Origin of the sequence: Glycomyces xiaoerkulensis, assembly GCF_002798405.1 — a bacterium.
Lineage (GTDB): Bacteria > Actinomycetota > Actinomycetes > Mycobacteriales > Micromonosporaceae > Glycomyces > Glycomyces xiaoerkulensis.
In genome coordinates this window covers 48,495-68,381 of the sequence record NZ_PGGV01000015.1, presented here as the reverse complement: position 1 = coordinate 68,381, position 19,887 = coordinate 48,495, and the positions used below count along the sequence as shown (strand labels likewise).

Annotated in this window: 15 protein-coding genes and 1 pseudogene; 13 read left to right on the top strand and 3 right to left on the bottom strand. The window is 71.3% G+C overall.

All coding sequences use genetic code 11. From position 1 onward, the window contains the following. Positions 1 to 249: 249 nt before the first annotated feature. Together CUT39_RS05150 and CUT39_RS05145 are read right to left on the bottom strand one after the other, a co-directional pair. Positions 250 to 3,261, bottom strand: a complete 3,012-nt coding sequence (locus CUT39_RS05150; RefSeq protein WP_198586893.1) for a glycoside hydrolase family 9 protein — start codon at positions 3,259 to 3,261, stop codon at positions 250 to 252. A 144-nt stretch (positions 3,262 to 3,405) separates the two neighbouring features. Next, the gene (locus CUT39_RS05145; RefSeq protein ID WP_232805595.1) at positions 3,406 to 4,461 is read right to left on the bottom strand and encodes a LacI family DNA-binding transcriptional regulator; all 1,056 of its coding nucleotides are present in this window, start codon (positions 4,459 to 4,461) and stop codon (positions 3,406 to 3,408) included. A 197-nt stretch (positions 4,462 to 4,658) separates the two neighbouring features. Between CUT39_RS05145 and aroC the strand changes: the two genes are divergently transcribed. The 5 genes from aroC (at position 4,659) to nusB (ending at position 9,101) form a co-directional block, all read left to right on the top strand. Then, positions 4,659 to 5,837, top strand: coding sequence for a chorismate synthase (gene aroC, locus CUT39_RS05140; RefSeq protein ID WP_100444898.1), 1,179 nt, complete (start codon positions 4,659 to 4,661; stop codon positions 5,835 to 5,837). A gap of 52 nt (positions 5,838 to 5,889) precedes the next feature. Further along, positions 5,890 to 7,446 carry a 3-dehydroquinate synthase gene (aroB, locus tag CUT39_RS05135; protein ID WP_100444897.1) on the top strand — a complete coding sequence of 519 codons (1,557 nt, stop codon included), beginning with the start codon at positions 5,890 to 5,892 and terminating at the stop codon, positions 7,444 to 7,446. Then, on the top strand, positions 7,443 to 7,868 hold the full coding sequence (gene aroQ, locus CUT39_RS05130; RefSeq protein WP_100444896.1) for a type II 3-dehydroquinate dehydratase: 426 nt from the start codon (positions 7,443 to 7,445) through the stop codon (positions 7,866 to 7,868). The genes aroB and aroQ overlap by 4 nt, the downstream gene beginning before the upstream one ends. A 230-nt stretch (positions 7,869 to 8,098) precedes the next feature. After that, entirely contained in the window at positions 8,099 to 8,656 is a 558-nt protein-coding gene (gene efp / locus CUT39_RS05125; RefSeq protein ID WP_100444895.1) for an elongation factor P, read from the top strand. A 4-nt stretch (positions 8,657 to 8,660) separates the two neighbouring features. Beyond that, positions 8,661 to 9,101, top strand: coding sequence for a transcription antitermination factor NusB (gene nusB, locus CUT39_RS05120; protein WP_157930489.1), 441 nt, complete (start codon positions 8,661 to 8,663; stop codon positions 9,099 to 9,101). A 134-nt stretch (positions 9,102 to 9,235) separates the two neighbouring features. Here the strand turns inward: nusB and CUT39_RS05115 are convergent, their stop codons facing one another. Next, positions 9,236 to 9,736: a transcriptional regulator gene (locus CUT39_RS05115; RefSeq protein ID WP_100444893.1), complete on the bottom strand. Its 501-nt coding sequence runs from the start codon at positions 9,734 to 9,736 to the stop codon at positions 9,236 to 9,238. 274 nt (positions 9,737 to 10,010) lie between these two features. Here CUT39_RS05115 and pyrR point away from each other — a divergent pair, with 274 nt between their 5' ends. From pyrR to mihF, 8 genes and pseudogenes are all read left to right on the top strand, one after another. Further along, entirely contained in the window at positions 10,011 to 10,601 is a 591-nt protein-coding gene (pyrR, locus tag CUT39_RS05110) for a bifunctional pyr operon transcriptional regulator/uracil phosphoribosyltransferase PyrR (protein ID WP_100444892.1), read from the top strand. After that, positions 10,598 to 11,515, top strand: a complete 918-nt coding sequence (locus CUT39_RS05105; protein WP_100444891.1) for an aspartate carbamoyltransferase catalytic subunit — start codon at positions 10,598 to 10,600, stop codon at positions 11,513 to 11,515. The genes pyrR and CUT39_RS05105 overlap by 4 nt, the downstream gene beginning before the upstream one ends. Continuing rightward, complete coding sequence (locus tag CUT39_RS05100) at positions 11,512 to 12,858, top strand: dihydroorotase (RefSeq protein WP_100444890.1); 1,347 nt, start codon at positions 11,512 to 11,514, stop codon at positions 12,856 to 12,858. Before CUT39_RS05105 ends, CUT39_RS05100 begins: the two co-directional genes overlap by 4 nt. Beyond that, entirely contained in the window at positions 12,855 to 13,997 is a 1,143-nt protein-coding gene (gene carA, locus CUT39_RS05095; protein WP_100444889.1) for a glutamine-hydrolyzing carbamoyl-phosphate synthase small subunit, read from the top strand. The genes CUT39_RS05100 and carA overlap by 4 nt, the downstream gene beginning before the upstream one ends. Then, on the top strand, positions 13,990 to 17,313 hold the full coding sequence (gene carB / locus CUT39_RS05090; RefSeq protein WP_100444888.1) for a carbamoyl-phosphate synthase large subunit: 3,324 nt from the start codon (positions 13,990 to 13,992) through the stop codon (positions 17,311 to 17,313). The genes carA and carB overlap by 8 nt, the downstream gene beginning before the upstream one ends. A 40-nt stretch (positions 17,314 to 17,353) precedes the next feature. Continuing rightward, a pseudogene (locus CUT39_RS05085) lies at positions 17,354 to 18,379 on the top strand (quinone-dependent dihydroorotate dehydrogenase); the annotation flags it as partial. Positions 18,380 to 18,483: 104 nt separating this feature from the next. Next, positions 18,484 to 19,401, top strand: coding sequence for an orotidine-5'-phosphate decarboxylase (pyrF, locus tag CUT39_RS05080; RefSeq protein ID WP_100444887.1), 918 nt, complete (start codon positions 18,484 to 18,486; stop codon positions 19,399 to 19,401). A 147-nt stretch (positions 19,402 to 19,548) separates the two neighbouring features. Further along, entirely contained in the window at positions 19,549 to 19,872 is a 324-nt protein-coding gene (gene mihF, locus CUT39_RS05075; protein WP_100444886.1) for an integration host factor, actinobacterial type, read from the top strand. The last annotated feature ends 15 nt before the right edge of the window (positions 19,873 to 19,887 follow it).

Below are 19,887 nucleotides of genomic sequence, written 5' to 3'. Positions count from 1 at the left end.
GAGCGATACCATCGCACATCCTGTCATCGACAGTGCTGCATGTCAATAGGGGGCCACCGATGTGAATCGATTGAACTGCCCCTGGCGGCGGGCGGTCGACGGCCCGCTCGGTGGGAGCGCATGCCCCGGACACGCGAGCGGGGGCGGCCACAATCATTGGGGCCGCCCCCTCCTTCACGGCGGTTCGGCGAGGCCGAGACGTTGCGACACCGAACCGCCTCCGCCCGGTCTGCTGCGGACCGAGGTCAGCTATCCGGTCGTGCAGGAGACCGAAGCCGGCTTGAGCGCCGCCTTCCCGTCGGCGGTGGAGCCGTTGTACCCGAAGGTGTACTCACGCCCCGGGTCCAGCGGGTAGCCGCCGCCGAGTTCCGTCGCGGTCATGATGTGGCCCTCCTGGACCAGCTCGGCGCTCCAGGAGTAGTCGGCCGTCTGGCCGGCCGGCATCGCCCAGCGCACCGTCAGGTCCTCGAGCGGCTCGTCGCCGGAGTTGCGCACGACCACCTCGGCGTTGTACCCGCCTTCCCACGAACCGTGGAGCGCGTAGTCCACCTCGCAGGAGGAGTCCCCGACCGTCGCGGTCTGGTCGGCGGCGAAGTTCGCCACCCACGACAGCGGCGAGTTCCAGTTGATGGTCAGCTCATTGGTGGCCCACGATCCGATGTCGTCGATGTAGCACCACTGCGGATCGCAATCTTCGAGCCACCGCTGAGCGACCGGATCCCAGGTTCCGGTCTCCGTGTTCGGACCGCCGGCCAGGGTCCCGTCCGGCGGGTTCGGCAGGCTGGGGTCGAGCTGGTTGGCGTACCAGCGGCTGTGCTGGTTCTCCGAATAGTGCGACCCGTAGCCGGTCACGTAGGAGTTGTTGAGTGCGTTGCGGCCGAGGATGTAGTCGAGCCCGGCCAGCACGCCGTCGCGGAACCGCACTTCGCCGGTGAGGTCGAAGGCCACGCCCAGCACCACCGCGTTGTTCAGCACCAGGTTGTTCGAACCCCAGGCGAAGTACCCGTCGTTGCCGTAGGTCAGATCCCAGGGGTTCGCCTCCTGCAGCGCCAGGACCTCCTCGGCCCCGGACACCACGGAGTCGACGACCCGGTCGCGGTCGGACAGGGAGTTCGGCACCGACGCCAACTGGAGGCGGCCCAGCGGCCCCATGTCCGCCCAGGCGAAGCTGCCCGCGCCGAACAGATCGGCGGTGTGGAGCTCGGAACCGAGAATGTAGTCCTCATAGGCCTGGTCGCCGGTGGTGATGAACAACTCGGCGGCCGCCCAGTAGAACTCGTCCTCGAGCCGGCTGTCGCCGTACCCGCCGCTACCGGCCGGGATGCCGCCCTGAGCGAGCATGTCCGGATTCGCCTCGGCCGCTTCCCAGGCGGTCTCCGCCACCGTCAGGCACTGGTCGGCGAAGTCGGCGTCGTACGGCGCGTAGAGCCGCGCGCACTGCGCCGCGGTTCCCGAGAGGTTCAGCGTCGCCGCAGTCGACGGCGGCCCCAGGTAGCGCGGCTGCGAGTCGTCGGCCGGCATCAGCGGCAGGCCGGTCCAGTTCTCGTCGCTCATCTTGTGGTGGGCCATGCCCGCCAGCTCCTCGCCCTCCGGAACCTGCATCTTCATCAGGAACTCCATCTCCCAGCGGGCCTCGTCGAGGACGTCGGGGACGCCGTCGCCGTGCTCGGGGATCCGCAGGCTCCCGTCGGCGAGCCGGTCGGGATCGCCGGTGGGGGCGTGCAGCGCCCGCTCGTAGACGCCCATGATCTGGGCGACCGAGATGCCGCCGTTGACGACGTACTTGCCGTGGTCCCCGGCGTCGTACCAGCCGCCGGTCACGTCCAGGCTGTAGTCGCAGGTGCCCGGATAGCACGGGACGTCCCCGTCGCCCTGGTTCGGCTCGACGTCCACGTGCCCGGCCTCCCGGCCGTAGCCGGGGGCGATCTCGTCGTCGATGGCGATACCGGACCGCTGCGTGTAGTAGAACGACATCGCGTCGGTGGCCATATCGGTGTACACGTCCCCGCCGATGTCGAACGGGTAGGACGTCTCCCCGTCGGCGGTCAGGGTGAAGCCCTCACCGGCCGCCGTCACCGCGGAGAAGTCGATGGTGTGCACCGACTCGCCCGAGTTCGCGTCGGCGCCGTGGACCTCGGTGTCGCCTTCGGCTACCACCGAGCCGCCGGCGTCGGCCAGCTCCCAGGCGACCGGTTCGGCCGCGTCGGTGACCACAGTGGCCCGCTTGGGGCCGTCGGGCAGGTAGCCGACCTGGTTGACCCGCACGCGCGGGCCGGTGTCCGGATCGTACGACGGCGCCTCGGCGCCGGTGAGCAACGCGACCTCCGAGATGCAGAACTGCCACGGATCCTCGTTCCGTCCGATCTGGAACGCCAGTTGGGCGTCGGTCCAGTCGTCGCCGGAAGTGAAGGTGTAGCTGTACGTCTGCGGTTCCACGTCCAGTGCAGGGAACTCCTCCAACTGCGTGGGCCAGGGGTCGACGTCGCGCTGGACGAGGGTGCGGACGCTCAGCGGCTCAGAGGCGCTGGCGGTGAACCGCAGCTCGTAGGATTCGCCTTCGGTCAGCGGCAGGTCGTTCTGGCCGACGATGGCGTCCCAGGCGTTGGTGGTGCCGCCGGGTACGTCGATGCACCACTGGCCGTCGGCGACCTCGCCGGAGAGGTTGTCGGTGTGCCACCAGGGGTCGGCCGACCCCGTGGCGAAGTCGCCGTTGACCACTACGTTGGTCTGCTCCCCGCCGTCCGGCGGAGGTTCGGCGCCGGTCAGCAGCGCGGCGTCCGAGATGCAGAGCTGCCAGGGTTCGTCGGTGCCGCCGATCTGGAACGCCAGTTGGGCGTCGGTCCAGTCGGCGTCGGAGGTGAACGTGTAGCTGAAGGTCTCGCCCTCGGGGGTGAGGACCGGGGACTCCTCCAACTGCGTGGGCCAGGGGTCGACGTCGCGCTGGACGAGGGTGCGGACGCTGGTCTCGACGGTGGCGCTGGCGGTGAAGCGCAGCTCGTACGTTTCGCCGGAGACCAGTTCCAGGTCGTTCTGGCCGACGATGGCGTCCCAGGCGTTGGTGGTGTCGCCGGGTACGTCGATGCACCACTGGCCGTCGGCCACTTCGCCGGAGAGGTTGTCGGTGTGCCACCAGGGGTCGGCCGACCCCGTGGCGAAGTCGCCGTTGACGAGAACGTCGGTCGGCTCCTCCTCTTGGGCCCAGGCGTTGGCGACGGCGACCGTCGAGAGCGCGAGGGCGCCGGCGGTCGCCGTGGCGAGCACGGTTCGTTTGGTTCGTCGGGAGGGTAGGGGTAGCCGGGGTGGCATGATGTTCCCTTCGTACGTTTGTTGGGAGCGATACCACGAATATCCTGTCATTCGGATTGACAGATGTCAATAGCTTGAATGTTGGATAACGTTCGCTTTTCAGCGGGCGACCGGCGCCCCACTGGTCCCGCGGACCACCAGTTTCGATTCCAGTCGCAGGTGGGCGCCGGGCGCGCGTTGGCCCCGGAGCTGCTCGTCCGCGGCCGTCACCGCCAAGTGCGCGAGCCCTCCGGCGTCCTGGCGGACGGTGGTCAGGTCGATGTGGCTCAGGCCGGCGATGTGGCTGTCGTCGTATCCGACGATCGAGAGCCGCTCGGGGACCTCGACCCCGGCGCGCGTGAACACGTCGAGCAGGCCGATCGCACACTGGTCGTTGGAGGCGAACACTGCCGTCGGCAGCGGGCGGTCCCCGGAGAGCATGGCACGCGCGGCGTCGCCGCCGGCCGCCTCGGTGTGGTCGCCGGGGATGACGCGGATGCGGTCGGCCAGTCCGTGGGAGCGCATCGCATCGCGGTAGGCGCGGCGCCGCTCGGCAGCCCCGGGCCGCCGCCCGCCGTCGACGTGGAGTACGTCGCGATGGCCGAGCCCCACCAGGTAGTCGACCACCTCCCGGACGCCCGGCCGGTCGGAGGTGGCCACGGTGTCGACCGGGGCGCCGGGGACGCGGCGGCCGACCACCACCGTCGGCACCCGCCGACCGAACCCGGCGACGGCCTGGTCGGGGATGAGCGGACCGCACAGCAGCAGCGCCTCGCTGCGGTGCCCGATGAGCGCCTCCACGGCCTTGTGCTCGTCGCGGGCCGGCACGTGCGCCGAGAGCACGATGTCGTAACCGAGCTCCTCGGCCGCCGGATAGACGGCCTCGACCAGGTCCACGTGGCAGGGATTGCGGGCGGTGAACAGGATGCCGAGGACCTTGCTGCGGCCGCGGGCCAGCAGGCGCGCGGCGATGTCGGGCCGGTAGCCCAACCGGGCCGCGGCACCGAAGACCTTCTCCCGCGTCTCGGGACTGGCGCCGGGCCGGCCGCGGAACACCAGTGACACCAGCGCCCGGGAGACGCCGACCTCGGCGGCCACGTCCGCCATCGTGGGTTTGCGCGACCGGGGTGCCGGGGCCCGGTCGCCGAGGCGATTTCGAGAACTCTTCTGGGGCATTACCACCGTTCCTTTTCCAACGCATACATATTGCGCTCCGCTGCGGACCGTCCGCGACCGGTTCGTGACGCGAACGACATTCTAGGGCTGCCCGCGGATCCGGCCCGCGCGCTCGAGCGGCGAGGCGCGGTCCGATCGCTGGGACACGCGTTCCACCAGGCGCCGCATCACAACCCGGGCAATGGCAGACTTGAAGCGTGTTGCGATGGATGACTGCAGGAGAATCACACGGTCCCGAACTGGTGGTGACCGTCGACGGATTGCCCGCCGGGATCGAGATCACCACCGGCGCGGTGGCCGCCGAACTGGCCCGCCGCCGGCTCGGTTACGGCCGCGGCGCGCGCATGAAGTTCGAGGCCGACCAGGTCTCCTTCGTCGGCGGCGTCCGCCACGGCCGCACCCTCGGCTCCCCGGTGGCCATCCGCGTCGGCAACTCCGAATGGCCCAAGTGGGAGAAGGTCATGGCCGCCGACCCGGTCGACAGCGCCGAACTCGAGGGCCTGGCCCGCAACGCCCCCCTCACCCGGCCCCGGCCCGGCCACGCCGACCTGGCCGGCATGCAGAAGTACGACCACGACGACGCCCGCCCCATCCTCGAGCGCGCCTCGGCCCGCGAGACCGCCGCACGAGTAGCCGGCGGCACCGTCGCCAAGGCCCTCCTGGAGCAGGCCTTCGGCATCCGGATCGTCTCGCACGTCACCTCGCTCGGCCCGGTCCGCGTCAAAGACGGCACCGTCCCGACCGCGTCCGACGCCGAGGCCGTCGACGCCGACCCGATGCGCTGCCTCGACCCCGACGCCTCCGCGCGGATGGTCGCCGAGGTCGACGCCGCCAAGAAGGACGCCGACACCCTCGGCGGCACCGTCGAGGTCCTCGCCCACGGCGTCCCGCCCGGCCTGGGCTCCCACGTCCAGTGGGACCGCAAACTCGACGGGCGCCTGGCCGCCGCCCTCATGTCCATCCAGTCGGTCAAGGCCGTCGAAATCGGCGACGGGCTGACCCAGGCGGCGGTGCGCGGCTCGGCCGCCCACGACGAGATCGTCCCCGGCACCGACGGCGTCGAACGCGTCACCGACCGCGCCGGCGGCCTCGAAGGCGGCATCACCACCGGGCAACCGCTGCGCGTCTCGGCCAAACTCAAGCCGATCTCCTCGCTCACCCGCCCGCTGCGCACCGTCGACACCGACAGCGGCGAAGCGGCCGAAGCGATCAACCAGCGCTCCGACGTCTGCGCCGTGCCCGCCGGCGGCGTCGTCGCCGAGACGATGGTCGCCTACGTGCTCGCCGAAGCCGCCCTCGAGAAGTTCGGCGGCGACTCGATCGCCCAATCCCGGCGCAACCTCGAGACCTACCTCGAGAACCTGCAGGTCAGATAATGGCCCGCACCCGCCGCCGCGCCACCGCCTCCCCAGACCGGAGTAAACCCTGATGAGCCTCGTCGTCATCGTCGGCCCGCCCGGATCGGGCAAGACCACCGTCGGCACCGCGCTCGCCGAACGCCTCGGCGTGACCTTCCGCGACACCGACGCCGACATCGTCGAGCGGGCCCGGAAGCCGATCCCCGACATCTTCGTCGACGAGGGCGAGGACCACTTCCGCGCACTCGAACGCGACGCGGTGCGCCGCGCCGTCGCCGACCACGACGGCGTCCTGGCACTCGGCGGGGGAGCGGTCACGGCCGCCGAGACCCGCGAGCTGCTCGCCGAGGTCCCGGTCGTCCACCTCCGCGTCGACCTCGGCGAGGCGGTCAAGCGCACCGAGATCGACCGCGGGCGCCCGATGCTGGCGGTCAACCCGCGCGCGACGCTCCGCAGGCTCATGGACGAGCGCCTCCCGCTGTACCGCGAGGTCGCCGACATCGAGATCGACACCAGCGGAACGGATCCGCACGACCTGGCCGACCGGATCGCCGCGCGGCTCGGCACCCGGACCGTCGAGGTCGCCGACGCCGAACGGCCCTACCCGGTCCTCATCGGCCGCGGCGTGGTCGAGCGGCTGCCAGAGCACCTCGGCGGGGCCGCGCGCGTGGCCGTCCTCCACACCGCCAACACCGCCGAGCTGGCCGAGCGGGTCGGTTCGCTGGCGCCCGACGGCGTCGAGGCGACCCTGATGGAAATCCCCGACGCCGAGGACGGCAAGTCCGTTGCGGTCGCCGAGCAGTGCTGGGAGGCGCTCGGCGCCGAAGGCTTCACCCGCACCGACCTGGTGGTCGGCGTCGGCGGGGGAGCGGTGACCGACCTGGCCGGGTTCGTGGCCGCCTGCTGGCTGCGCGGCGTCGGCGTCGTGCACGTCCCGACCTCCCTCCTGGGCGCGGTCGACGCGGCTGTGGGCGGCAAGACCGGCGTGAACACCGCGGCCGGGAAGAACCTGGTCGGCGCCTTCCACCCGCCGCGCTCGGTCCTGGTCGACCTCGACACGTTCGCCTCACTCCCGCGCCGGGACCTGGCGGCCGGACTCGCCGAAGTGGTCAAGGCCGGCTTCATCGCCGACCCGGTCATCCTCGACCTCATCGAGGCCGACCCCGCGGCCGCGCTGGACGCCGCGAGTCCGGTCCTGGCCGAACTGGTCGAGCGCGCCGTCGCCATGAAGGCCGAGGTGGTCGCCGCCGACCTCAAGGAGGGGAGCCTGCGGGCGATCCTCAACTACGGCCACACCTTCGGCCACGCGATCGAGAAGCTCGAGCACTACCGCCGACGCCACGGCGACGCGGTCGCCGTCGGCATGGTCTACGCCGCCCACCTGGGCGCCGTCACCGGGCGCGCCGACCTGGTCGACCGAACCGTGTCCGTCCTCGAATCGCTCGGGCTCCCCACCTCCTACGAGGCGGGCCGCTGGGACGAGATCCACGCGACGATGCTGGTGGACAAGAAGAACGTCGGCACCACCCAGCGGTTCGTGCTCCTGGACGCCCTCGGAAAGGCCGTCGTCGTCGACGACGTCACCGAGGCCCAGCAGCGCGAAGCCTACGAGAGGCTCACCTCATGAAGACCTATGTGCTCAACGGGCCGAACCTGAACCGCCTGGGCAAGCGCGAGCCCGGGATCTACGGCTCGCAGACCCTGGGCGACCTCGAGGAGTCCTGCGTGGCGACCGGCGAGCACATCGGACTCGAGGTCGACTTCCGCCAGACCAACGCCGAGCACGAGCTCCTCGAATGGCTCCACCAGGCCGCCGACGAGCGGATCCCGGTGGTGCTCAACGCCGCGGCCTGGACCCACACCTCGGTCGCGGTCGGCGACGCCTGCGCCCAACTGGAGGCGCCGCTGATCGAGGTCCACCTCTCCAACGTCCACAAGCGCGAGCCGTTCCGGCACCACTCCTACGTGAGCGCCCACGCCGACGGCGTGATCGCCGGCCTGGGCCTCCACGGCTACATCGCGGCCCTGCACTACATCGCCGCCGCTTAGAGGCCACTGCTCGGTCGGCTCGAACCGCCCGGCAGGAGCCGCGGCGGGGTCCGGGCCCGATCCCCGGAAGTGACCCACGAGCCCCGGGGCGCACCCGCCGAAGTCTCCTCGGCGACTCCGCGCTGCGGGGCCGGACACAGGCGGTGCTCCTGGCGCGGGCGGCCGCGCGGCTACCGTTACCATTGATTGCCGGTCAGTCTGCAAACCTCTATCGAAAGTGACGAACGCCCGTGGCAACCACGAACGACCTCAAGAACGGCATGGTGCTCAACCTGGAGGGCCAGCTCTGGCAGGTCCAGGAGTTCCTGCACGTCAAGCCCGGGAAAGGCCCGGCGTTCGTGCGCACGACCCTGAAGCAGATCCCGTCGGGCAAGATCGTCGACAAGACCTTCAACTCCGGGACCAAGGTGGAGACTGCCACCGTCGACCGCCGCACGATGCAGTACCTCTACCACGACGGCGAGGACTTCGTGTTCATGGACATGGAGACCTACGACCAGATCCCGCTGACGCCCGGCATCGTCGGCGACGCCGGCAAGTACATGCTGGAGAACTCCGAGGCCACCGTCGCCATGCACGAAGGCAAGGCCCTCTACGTCGAGCTGCCGGCCGCCGTCGAGCTCGAGATCACCTACACCGAGCCCGGGGTCCAGGGGGACCGCTCCTCGGGCGGCAGCAAGCCCGCCACCGTCCAGACCGGTGCGCAGGTCAACGTCCCGCTGTTCATCGAGGCCGGCGAGAGGATCAAGGTCGACACGCGCGCCGGCAAGTACCTCTCGCGGGCCTAGGCCGGTGGGAAGGCAACGAGGAGGAGGGGCGCGCCTCGCCGCCCGCACGCGGTGGCGGATGCGCGCCGTCGAGATCCTGTACGAGGCCGACAGCCGCGGCATCGGCGGCGAGCGGGTGCTGTCCGAGCGCCGCGAGCGCGCCGCGGCCGACCAGGAGGCGCCGCGCCTGCCGGCCTACGCCGAGCAGCTCGTGCGGGGCGTGGTCGAGCACCGCCGCGAGCTCGACGCGGTCCTGCAGGAGGCCGCCTCGGGCTGGTCGATCGACCGGATGCCCGTGGTGGATCGGAACGTGCTGCGCACGGCGCTCTACGAGATCCGCCACGTCGAGGACGTGGACACGGCGGTGGCGATCAAGGAGGCCCTCCGGGTGGCCGAGCAGATCGGCTCCTCGGACGACCCGGGGTTCATCAACGCCGTCCTGGACAAGGCCGCCGGCAGCCTGTAGCGGGCACCGGAGCACGACGGCCGGGTCGCCCAGGGGCGACCCGGCCGTGTCGCACTCGCCGGGCGCCGCTGGGGCGCCGGCGGTGGTCCCGGCCGCAGGGGATCGGAGATTGCGGCCGGTCGTGTCGCCTTCGCCTAGGACTCCTCGGCGGCGAAGAACGCCGCCAGGTCGTGGACCAGGACCCCGAAGTCCTCGAGCTTCTCGATCAGTCCCGAAGGGGTGGTCGAGTAGATGACCGCGAGGGTGTAGAGGTCGTCGGCGCGGATCGACAGGATCCGCCCGTTGTAGTCGCCGCGACGCTGCTGGATCGAGCGCGCCAGTTTGGCGACGTGCTCCAGGTCGGGGTCGGGGTGGTCGTAGAGCGCCTCGAGGTTGAGGACGATCTTCTCGGGCTGCTCGACCGGGAGCGGGACGCCCTCGGGCAGGAGCTCCGAGACGGGGATGCGGTAGAAATCGGCCAGTTCCGCGAGTCGGCTGACGGTGATGGACCGGTCGCCGCGCTCGTAGGAACCGATGACGACGGCCTTCCATTTGCCGCCTGACTTGTCCTCCACGCCTTGCAGCGACAGCCCCTGCTGCATGCGGATGTCACGCAGTCGGTTGCCGAGCGCCTTGGCGTATTCAGAAGTCGCCATGTTGCGATCAACTCCAAGTTCTTCGGTACGAGAGGAATCCTATTGTTGACTACGGTCGGTGACGATCGGCCGGTGGGGTCCCCGAAACCAGTGTTCTTCGTCGCGTACGGCCGATTCGAGCGCGCTCCGAACCGCATCAAAACAGTCATCATGGCATGTTCCGCCGCCGCCGGAGCCCGGACCGCCTTCACGCTCCGTTACCGGCGACGTAGGATGGCCCGCGACGAAACCGTTCTTTAAAAGGCCGTCCAGTGAGGCGGAGAAGGAGGTTCGAATGACCACCCCTGCCCGAGGTGCGCCTTCCGGAGGTCCGGACCGGCCCCCGCCCGGCAAGCAGATCCTCTCGGCCGACGACATCGGCCGCGTCCTCGACCGGATCGCCCACCAGATCCTCGAGAAGACCAAGGGCGCACCCGACACCGTGCTGCTGGGCATCCCCACCCGCGGGGTGGCGCTCGCCGGGCGCCTGGCCGACCGCATCCGCCGCTTCGCCGGGCACGACGTGCCCGCCGGCACCCTCGACATCACCCTCTACCGGGACGACCTGCGGCGCCAGGCCCTGCGGCCGCTCGGCCCCACCGACCTGCCGCCCGGCGGGATCGACGACCACCGCGTCATCCTCGTCGACGACGTCCTGTTCTCCGGCCGCACGGTCCGCGCCGCGCTCAACGCGCTCTACGACCTCGGCCGCCCCGCCAGCGTCCAACTGGCGATCCTGGTTGACCGCGGGCACCGCGAACTGCCCATCCGCGCCGACTACGTCGGCAAGAACATCCCCACCGCCCGCTACGAGAACGTCCAGGTCCGCCTGACCGAGTACGACGGCACCGACGGAGTGGTCCTCACCGGAGGCGAGGCGCAGTGAAGCACCTGCTGACGACCGAGCAGCTCTCCCGCTCCGAGGCCGAGCTCATCCTCGACCTCACCGGCCGGATGGCCAGCGCCGTCTCCGGCCGCGAGATCCGCAAACTCCCCACCCTGCGCGGCCGCACCGTGGTCAACCTCTTCTACGAGGACTCCACCCGCACCCGCACCTCCTTCGAGACCGCCGCCAAGCGCCTGAGCGCCGACGTGGTCAACTTCGCCGCCAAGGCCTCCAGCGTCAGCAAGGGCGAGAGCCTCAAGGACACCGCCCTGACCCTCCAGTCGATGGGCGCCGACGGAGTCGTGATCCGCCACCCGGCCTCCGGCGCGCCGCAGCGGCTGACCGAGTGGGTCGACGGCGCGGTCCTCAACGCCGGCGACGGCACCCACGCCCACCCCACCCAGGCGCTGCTGGACGCCTACACCATGCGCGAGCGGCTCGGCGGCATCGACGGCCGCACCGTCGCGGTCGTCGGCGACATCCTCCACAGCCGCGTCGCCCGCTCCAACATCTGGCTGCTGTCCAAACTCGGCGCGAGGGTGCGCCTGGTGGGCCCGCCGACGCTGCTGCCGCGCGCGATCGAGGACTGGCCGGTCGAGATCTCCTACGACCTGGACGCCTCCCTGCGCGACACCGACGCGATCATGCTCCTGCGCGTCCAGCACGAACGCATGCACGACGCGTTCTTCCCCACCGCCAACGAGTACGCCCGCCTCTACGGCCTCGACGAGCGGCGCCTGGGCCTCATGCCCGACCACGCCATCGTCATGCACCCCGGGCCGATGAACCGCGGCATGGAGATCGCCGCCGCCGTCGCCGACTCGCCCCGGGCCACCATCACCGAGCAGGTCGCCAACGGGGTGTGGGTCCGCATGGCCGTCCTGTACCTGCTTCTGACCAACGGAGAACTATGAGCACTCTCATCAAGGGCGCCGACCTCGTCGGCCGCGGCCGCGGCGACGTCCTCGTCCGCGACGGGCGCGTGGTCGAGACCGGCACGGTCAGCGCACCCGCCGGGGCCTCGGTCGTCGACGCCGACGGCCTGGTGCTGCTGCCCGGCCTGGTCGACCTCCACGCCCACCTGCGCGAGCCCGGCCGCGAAGACGCCGAGACCGTCCTGACCGGCACCCGGGCCGCCGCCAAGGGCGGCTACACCGCCGTCTGCGCGATGGCGAACTCCTACCCGGTGGCCGACACCGCCGGCGTCGTCGAACAGGTCGCCGCGCTCGGCCGGGCCGCCGCCCACGCCGACGTCCAGCCGCTCGGCGCGGTCTCGGTCGGCCTGGCCGGCGAGCGCCTGGCCGAAATCGGCGCCATGGCCGACTCGGCGGCGCGAGTGCGGATGTTCTCCGACGACGGGCACTGCGTGTCCGACCCGCGCCTGATGCGGCGGGCCCTGGAGTACGTCAAGACCTTCGGCGGCCTGATCGCCCAGCACGCCGAGGAGCCCCGCCTCACCGAGGGCGCGCAGATGAACGAGGGCGCCGTCTCCGCCGAACTCGGCCTGCCCGGCTGGCCGAGCGTCGCCGAGGAGGCCATCGTCGCCCGCGACGTGCTCCTGGCCGAGTACGTGGGCGCCCGCATCCACTTCTGCCACGTCTCCACCGCCCGCTCGGTGGAGATCATCGGCGAGGCCAAGGCGCGCGGCGTGCGGGTCACCGCCGAGGTCTGCCCGCACCACCTGCTGCTCACCGACGAGCGCGCCCGCACCTACGACCCCGTGTTCAAGGTCAACCCGCCGCTGCGCACCGCCGACGACGTCGCGGCGCTGCGCGGCGCGCTCGCCGAGGGCGTCGTCGACGCGGTCGCCACCGACCACGCCCCGCACCCGCCGCAGGACAAGGACTGCGAATGGCCCGCGGCCCGGCCGGGCATGCTGGGCCTGGAGACCGCCCTGTCGATCACCGTCGCCGCCCTCGGCGGGCCCGACGCCTGCGACTGGGACATGGTCGCCGAGCGCACCTCCCGCGCCCCCGCCCGCATCGCGGGCCTGGACGCGCACGGCCGCGACCCCGAACCGGGCGCCGAGGCCAACTTCACGCTCGTCGACCCCGCCCGGACCTGGACGGTCGCCCCCTCCGAACTGGCCTCGCGGTCCCGCAACACCCCCTACGCCGGGCTGGAACTGCCGGTGACCGTCCAGGCGACGTTCCTGCGGGGGCGTGCCACCGTACTCGACGGGGAACTCGCACCCGTCGCCCCGCCCGCACCCCGAACCCGAGCCGACGCCGGCCTTGTCGCAGAGGAGATCGAATGAGCAGCCGCGCACCAGCGATCCTCGTACTCGAGGACGGCCGCGTCTTCCGCGGCGAAGCCTACGGATCGGTCGGGGAGACGGTCGGCGAAGCGGTCTTCAACACCGGCATGACCGCCTACCAGGAGACCCTCACCGACCCGTCCTACTTCGGCCAGGTGGTCTGCCAGACCGCCCCCCAGATCGGCAACACCGGCTGGAACGACGAGGACGACGAGTCCCGCCGCATCTGGGTCGCCGGCTACGTCGTCCGCGACCCCTCCCGCATCGCCTCCAACTGGCGGTCGAAGCGCGGCCTGGAAGACGAACTCGCCGCCCAGGGGATCGTCGGCATCTGCGGGGTCGACACCCGCGCCCTCACCCGCCACCTGCGCGAGTCCGGCGCGATGCGCGCCGGCGTCTCCAGCCGCACCACCGACGCCGACGCCCTGCTCCAGCGGGTGCTGGCCGCCCCGCCGATGGCCGGCGCCAACCTCGTCGAGGCGGTCACCACGCCCGAGCCGTACACCTACGTCGCCGAGGGCGCCGGCCCCGCGAAGTACACCGTCGCCGCGCTCGACCTGGGCATCAAGCGCAACACCCCGCGCCGCCTGGCCGCCCGCGGCATCACCACCACCGTCCACCCGGCCGGCGCAGGCGTCGACGACCTGCTCTCGGGCGAACCCGACGCGGTGTTCCTCTCCAACGGCCCCGGCGACCCGGCCACCGCCGACGCCCAGGTCGAGGTCACCCGCGAACTGCTGCGCCGCGGCGTGCCGGTCTTCGGCATCTGCTTCGGCAACCAGATCCTCGGCCGCGCCCTCGGCCTGGACACCTACAAGCTCAAATACGGCCACCGCGGCATCAACCAGCCGGTGCTCGACCGGCGCACCGGCAAGGTCGAGGTCACCTCCCACAACCACGGGTTCGCGCTGGCCCCGACCGAACCGGGGGAGTACTTCGAGACCGAGTTCGGCCGCGTCCAGGTCAGCCACGTGTGCCTCAACGACGACGTCGTCGAGGGCCTCACCTGCCTGGACGTTCCGGCCTACTCCGTCCAGTACCACCCCGAGGCCGCGGGGGGCCCGCACGACGCCGACTACCTGTTCGACCGCCTCACCGCACTGATCGACGATCACGAAGGGAACCGGCTCGATGCCTAAACGAGACGACCTCCGCCATGTCCTGGTCATCGGGTCCGGCCCCATCCAGATCGGCCAGGCCTGCGAGTTCGACTACTCCGGCACCCAGGCCTGCCGGGTCCTGCGCGAGGAGGGCCTGCGCGTCACCCTCGTCAACTCCAACCCGGCCACCATCATGACCGACCCCGAGTTCGCCGACGCCACCTACGTCGAACCGATCACGCCCGAGGTCGTCGAGCAGGTCATCGCCAAGGAGCGGCCCGACGCGCTGCTGGCGACCCTCGGCGGCCAGACCGCCCTGAACGCCGCGGTGGCCCTCCACGACGCCGGCGTCCTCGAGAAGCACGGCGTCGAACTCATCGGCGCCGACATGGACGCCATCCAGCGCGGCGAGGACCGCCAGCGGTTCAAGGACGTGGTCGTCAAGGCCGGCGGCGAGGTGCCCCGCTCGGCGGTCTGCCGCTCCATGGAGGAAGTCAACGACACCATCGACGAACTCGGGCTGCCGGTGGTCATCCGGCCCTCGTTCACCATGGGCGGCCTCGGCTCCGGCATGGCCCACACCTGGGACGACGTCGAGCGCATCGCCGGAGGCGGCCTCACCGAGTCGCCCACCACCGAGGTCCTCATCGAGGAGAGCGTCCTCGGCTGGAAGGAGTACGAGCTCGAGCTCATGCGCGACCACGACGACAACGTCGTCGTGGTCTGCTCGATCGAGAACGTCGACCCCATGGGCGTCCACACCGGCGACTCGGTCACCGTCGCCCCCGCCATGACCCTCACCGACCGCGAATACCAGCGCATGCGCGACGTCGGCATCGCCGTGCTCCGCGAGGTCGGCGTCGACACCGGCGGGTGCAACATCCAGTTCGCGATCGACCCGGCCGACGGGCGCATCATCGTGATCGAGATGAATCCGCGCGTCTCCCGGTCCTCGGCGCTGGCGTCGAAGGCCACCGGTTTCCCGATCGCGAAGATCGCCGCCAAGCTCGCCATCGGCTACACCCTCGACGAGATCCCCAACGACATCACCAGGGCCACCCCGGCCGCGTTCGAGCCGGCGCTCGACTACGTGGTGGTCAAGGTCCCGCGGTTCACCTTCGAGAAGTTCCCCGGCGCCGACCCGACCCTGACCACGACCATGAAGTCGGTCGGCGAGGCGATGAGCCTGGGCCGGACGTTCCAGCAGGCGCTCCAGAAGGCGCTGCGGTCGACCGAGACCAAGGCCGCCGGGTTCTGGACCCGCCCCGACCCGGACGGCGCCACCCTCGAGCGGACCCTCGAGGCCCTGCGCACCCCGCACGACGGGATCCTCTACACCGCCGAGCGCGCGCTGCGCCTGGGCGCCACGGTCGACCAGGTCCACGCCGCCTGCAGGATCGACCCGTGGTTCCTCGACCAGATCGCCCAACTGGTGGACCTGCGCGCCGAGATCGCCGGGGCCGTCGTCATCGACCGGCCGCTGCTGTGGAAGGCCAAGCGCGCCGGCTGCTCGGACGCCCAGATCGCGGCGCTGCGGCCCGAACTGGCCGGCGAGGACGGGGTGCGGCGCCTGCGCCACCGGCTCGGCCTGCGCCCGGTCTACAAGACCGTCGACACCTGCGCCGCCGAGTTCGCCGCCCACACCCCCTACCACTACTCGACCTATGAGGACGAATCGGAGGTGGAGCCCTCGGCGCGGCCGAAGGTGATGATCCTCGGCTCGGGCCCCAACCGCATCGGCCAGGGCATCGAGTTCGACTACTCGTGCGTCCACGCCGTCCAGGCGCTCCGCGAGGCCGGATACGAGACGATCATGGTCAACTGCAACCCCGAGACCGTCTCGACCGACTACGACACCGCCGACCGGCTCTACTTCGAGCCGCTCACCTTCGAGGACGTCGCCGAGGTCTTCCGCGCCGAGCACGACACCGGCCGGGACTCCGGGGGCCCGGGCGTGGTCGGCGTCATCGTCCAGCTCGGCGGCCAGACCCCGCTGGGGCTGGCCGACAAACTCGCAGAGGAGGGCCTGCCGATCGTCGGCACCTCCCCGTCGGACATCGACGCCGCCGAGCACCGCGGCCAGTTCGGCCGCCTCCTCGACGAGATCGGCCTGGTCTCACCCGCCCACGGCACCGCCACCTCCTTCGACGAGGCCCGCGCCGTGGCCGCCGACATCGGCTACCCGGTGCTGGTGCGGCCCTCCTACGTCCTGGGCGGCCGCGGCATGGAGATCGTCTACGACCAGGAGGCCCTGGCCGGCTACATCTCCCGCGCCACCGACGCCAGCCCCGAGCACCCGGTCCTGGTCGACCGGTTCCTCGACGACGCCATCGAGATCGACGTCGACTGCCTGTGCGACGGCGAGGACTTCTACCTGGGCGGCATCATGGAGCACATCGAGGAGGCCGGCGTCCACTCCGGCGACTCCTCCTGCGCGCTGCCGCCGATCACCCTCGGCCGGGCCGTGATCGAGCAGATCCGCGACTACACCGCGAAGCTGGCGTTCGGACTCGGCGTGCGCGGCCTCATGAACGTCCAGTACGCCCTCAAGGACGAGCAACTGTACGTGCTCGAAGCGAACCCGCGGGCCTCCCGGACGGTCCCGTTCGTCTCCAAGGCCACCGCCGTGCCGCTGGCCAAGGCCGCCGCCCGCATCGCGATGGGCGCGCGCATCGCCGACCTGCGGCGGGAGGGCATGCTCCTGCCGGCCGGCGACGGCTCCGACGCCGGGCCCGACGCGCCCATCAGCGTCAAGGAGGTGGTGCTGCCGTTCAAGCGGTTCCGCACCACCGAAGGCGCCGGCATCGACGCCCTGCTCGGCCCGGAGATGAAGTCCACCGGCGAGGTCATGGGGATCAACGGCGCGTTCGGGCTGGCCTTCGCCAAGGCCACCCTCGCGGTGTACGGCAGGCTGCCGGTCGCCGGGAACGTCTTCGTCTCGGTCGCCGACCGCGACAAGCGCGCCATCGTCTTCCCCGTCAGGCGCCTGGTCGACCTCGGCTTCACCGTCTACGCCACCAAGGGCACCGGGCTGGTGCTCAAGCGCCACGGCATCGACTTCACGCCCGTGGCGCGCCACTCGGGAGCCCGCGACGGCGAGGGGGAGGACGCGGTCTCCCTCATCGCCGGCGGCGAGATCGACCTGGTCATCACCACCCCGTCGGCCTCCTCGGGGCCGCGCACCGACGGCTGGGAGATCCGCTCGGCGGCCGTGGTCGCCGACGTCTCCTGCGTCACCACGATCCAGGGCGCCGGGGCCGCCTCGATGGGCATCGAGGCGGCCGCCCGCGGCGAGCTGACCGTCACCCCGCTGCAGGAACTGCACCGGCGACTGCGCGAGGAGTCGGAAGTCTGACAGGTCGATTACAGGGCGAATTGACGTATACAGGAGAGTGATGCTCTACCAGAGATTGGCCCGGCCGGTCCTGTTCCGGATCGGTAAGGGCGACGCCGAGACGGCGCACGAGACCACCGTGCGCTGGCTCGCGCGCCTGTCGGGGCGGTCGTGGCTGCGCGACGGGCTCATCCGGTACGGGCGGCCGGCGGCGCCGGTCACCGTCTGCGGCCTCCGGTTCCCCAACCCCGTGGGCCTGGCCGCCGGCATGGACAAGGACGGCCTGGCCGTCGGCGCCTGGCCCGCCCTGGGGTTCGGGTTCGCCGAGATCGGCACCGTCACCGGTGTGCCCCAGCCGGGCAACCCCAAGCCGCGGCTCTACAGGATGCCCGCCTCGCAGGGCCTGGTCAACCGCATGGGCTTCAACAACGACGGCGCCGAGGCCCTGGCGGCCCGGCTGGCGTCGGCGCCGCCGGTCGACTGCCCCCTGGGCATCAGCATCGGCAAGTCGAAGTCCGTGCCGCTGGAAGGGGCCGTCGAGGACTACCTGCACTCGCTGCGGACCCTCTACCCCTTCGCCGACTACTTCGCGGTCAACGTCTCCTCGCCCAACACCCCCGGCCTGCGCCGGCTCCAGGACACCGAGTCGCTCCGGGCCCTGCTGACCGCCCTCCGGGACGAGGGCGAGCGCATCGCCGCCGGTCGCCGGCCGCACCCGGTGCTGGTCAAGATCGCCCCCGACCTCACCGAACCGGCGATGGCCCAACTGCTCGAGGTCTGCCTCGACACCGGGGTCGCGGGCGTCATCGCCACCAACACCACCCTGGGCCGCGACGGCGTCGCGCCCAGCGAGGACGCCGTGGCCGCCCAACCCGGCGGCATGTCGGGCGGGCCGCTCGGCCCGATCGCCCGGGAGATCGTCCGCTTCGTCCGCCGCGAGACCGGCGGGAAGCTGCCCGTGATCGGCTCGGGCGGGGTGATGACCCCCGACGACGCCGAGGCCATGTTCGACGCCGGCGCCGACCTGGTCCAGATCTACACCGGCCTGGTCTACAACGGCCCCTCCGTGGTACGGCGGAGCGTCCGCCGCTACCGGCGGAAGGCCACCGGACGGCGCCGCGCGCGGCACTCCGCCGCCCACGACGCAGCCCGCAAACCGTCGCCCGGTCCCGCACCTGAGAGGAAATTACCGTGTCCCCCACCAAGGACTTCGGCTCACGCGCCTACCACTCGTTCGAGACGCGCGGCCCCCTGTGCGTCGGCGTCGACCCGCACGGCGCCGTCCTGCAGTATTGGGGCCTCGACGACGACCTGGCCGGGGCCGAGCGCTTCGCCATGACGATGGTCGAGGCCTGCGCCGACCGCGTCGGGTTCGTCAAGCCCCAGTCGGCCTTCTTCGAGCGGTTCGGCTCGGGCGGCATCGCCCTGCTCGAGCGCGTCATCGCCGACGCCCGCAAGGCCGGCGCGCTGGTGATCCTCGACGTCAAGCGCGGTGACATCGGTTCGACGATGGCCGCCTACGCCCAGGCCTACCTCGATCCGGCCTCGCCCCTGTCGGTCGACGCCGTCACCGCCAGCCCGTTCCTGGGGACCGGCGCCCTCCAGCCCGCGTTCGATCTGGCCGCCGCCCACGGCAAGGGCGTGTTCGTGCTCGCCCGCACCTCCAACCCCGAGGGCAAGCAGATCCAGTTGGCCCGCCGCCGCGACGGCCGCACGGTCGTGCAGAGCATCATCGACGAGGTTGGCGCCCTCAACGGCGACGCCGAACCGCTCGGGTCCCTCGGCCTGGTGATGGGGGCCACCGTCGGCGCCTGCGCCACCGAGGGTGAGGCCCGGTTGCGTGAGTCGACTTACGGAATCACCCACTCCGCCGGTCAACAACGTGACACCGCTCACGATCTGTCCGAGTTCAATGGGCCCATCCTGGTCCCGGGCATGGGGGCGCAGGGGGGCCGGCCCAGTGACCTGCCCCGGGTCCTGGGGCCCGCCGTGAACTTCGCAATCCCCAGTTATTCACGACAAATCGCACAGCCGGGGCCCGCCACGGCGGGCATTCGCAGCGCCGTGGACGCCCTCCAGGAGGAGTGCCGAGCGGCTACCGGCGAGTAGTCCGGGCCGCTTCCGGGCCCGGAACGCCCTACCCCCGGTCGCAGGCGTGTCGGGAGGTGGGGTTACCTTTCCCGAGCTGGGTATGCTTTGGCGATACCCGCACGAGAAGGTCCAGAGGGACGAAACCATCGACTGCAAGGAGACCCCGTGCCGCTCCCTAAACTCACACCGGAACAGCGCGCCGCGGCCCTCGAGAAGGCCGCCGCCGCCCGCAAGGCCCGCGCCGAGCTCAAAGAGAAGCTCAAGTCGGGCGAGACCACCCTCGAGGACGTCCTCAAGTCGGCGGCGACCGACGACATCTCCGGGAAGATGAAGGTCTCGGCCGTCCTGAAGGCCCTCCCGGGCATCGGCGACAAGCGCGCGCTGCAGATCATGGAGAAGCTCAAGATCGCCGACTCCCGGCGGCTGCGCGGCCTCGGCGAGCACCAGCGCGCCGCGCTTCTGGATGAATTCAAGGGCGACCAGGCCTGATAACGGGTAGTAGTA

Bases quoted from the DNA above. Each gene is read 5' to 3' on its own strand.
- carB (WP_100444888.1), top strand. From the start codon at position 13,990: ATGCCTAAACGAGACGACCTCCGCCATGTCCTGGTCATCGGGTCCGGC.
- CUT39_RS05100 (WP_100444890.1), top strand. From the start codon at position 11,512: ATGAGCACTCTCATCAAGGGCGCCGACCTCGTCGGCCGCGGCCGCGGC.
- aroB (WP_100444897.1), top strand. From the start codon at position 5,890: ATGAGCCTCGTCGTCATCGTCGGCCCGCCCGGATCGGGCAAGACCACC.
- CUT39_RS05145 (WP_232805595.1), bottom strand. From the start codon at position 4,461: ATGCCCCAGAAGAGTTCTCGAAATCGCCTCGGCGACCGGGCCCCGGCA.
- pyrR (WP_100444892.1), top strand. From the start codon at position 10,011: ATGACCACCCCTGCCCGAGGTGCGCCTTCCGGAGGTCCGGACCGGCCC.
- carA (WP_100444889.1), top strand. From the start codon at position 12,855: ATGAGCAGCCGCGCACCAGCGATCCTCGTACTCGAGGACGGCCGCGTC.
- aroQ (WP_100444896.1), top strand. From the start codon at position 7,443: ATGAAGACCTATGTGCTCAACGGGCCGAACCTGAACCGCCTGGGCAAG.
- CUT39_RS05115 (WP_100444893.1), bottom strand. From the start codon at position 9,736: ATGGCGACTTCTGAATACGCCAAGGCGCTCGGCAACCGACTGCGTGAC.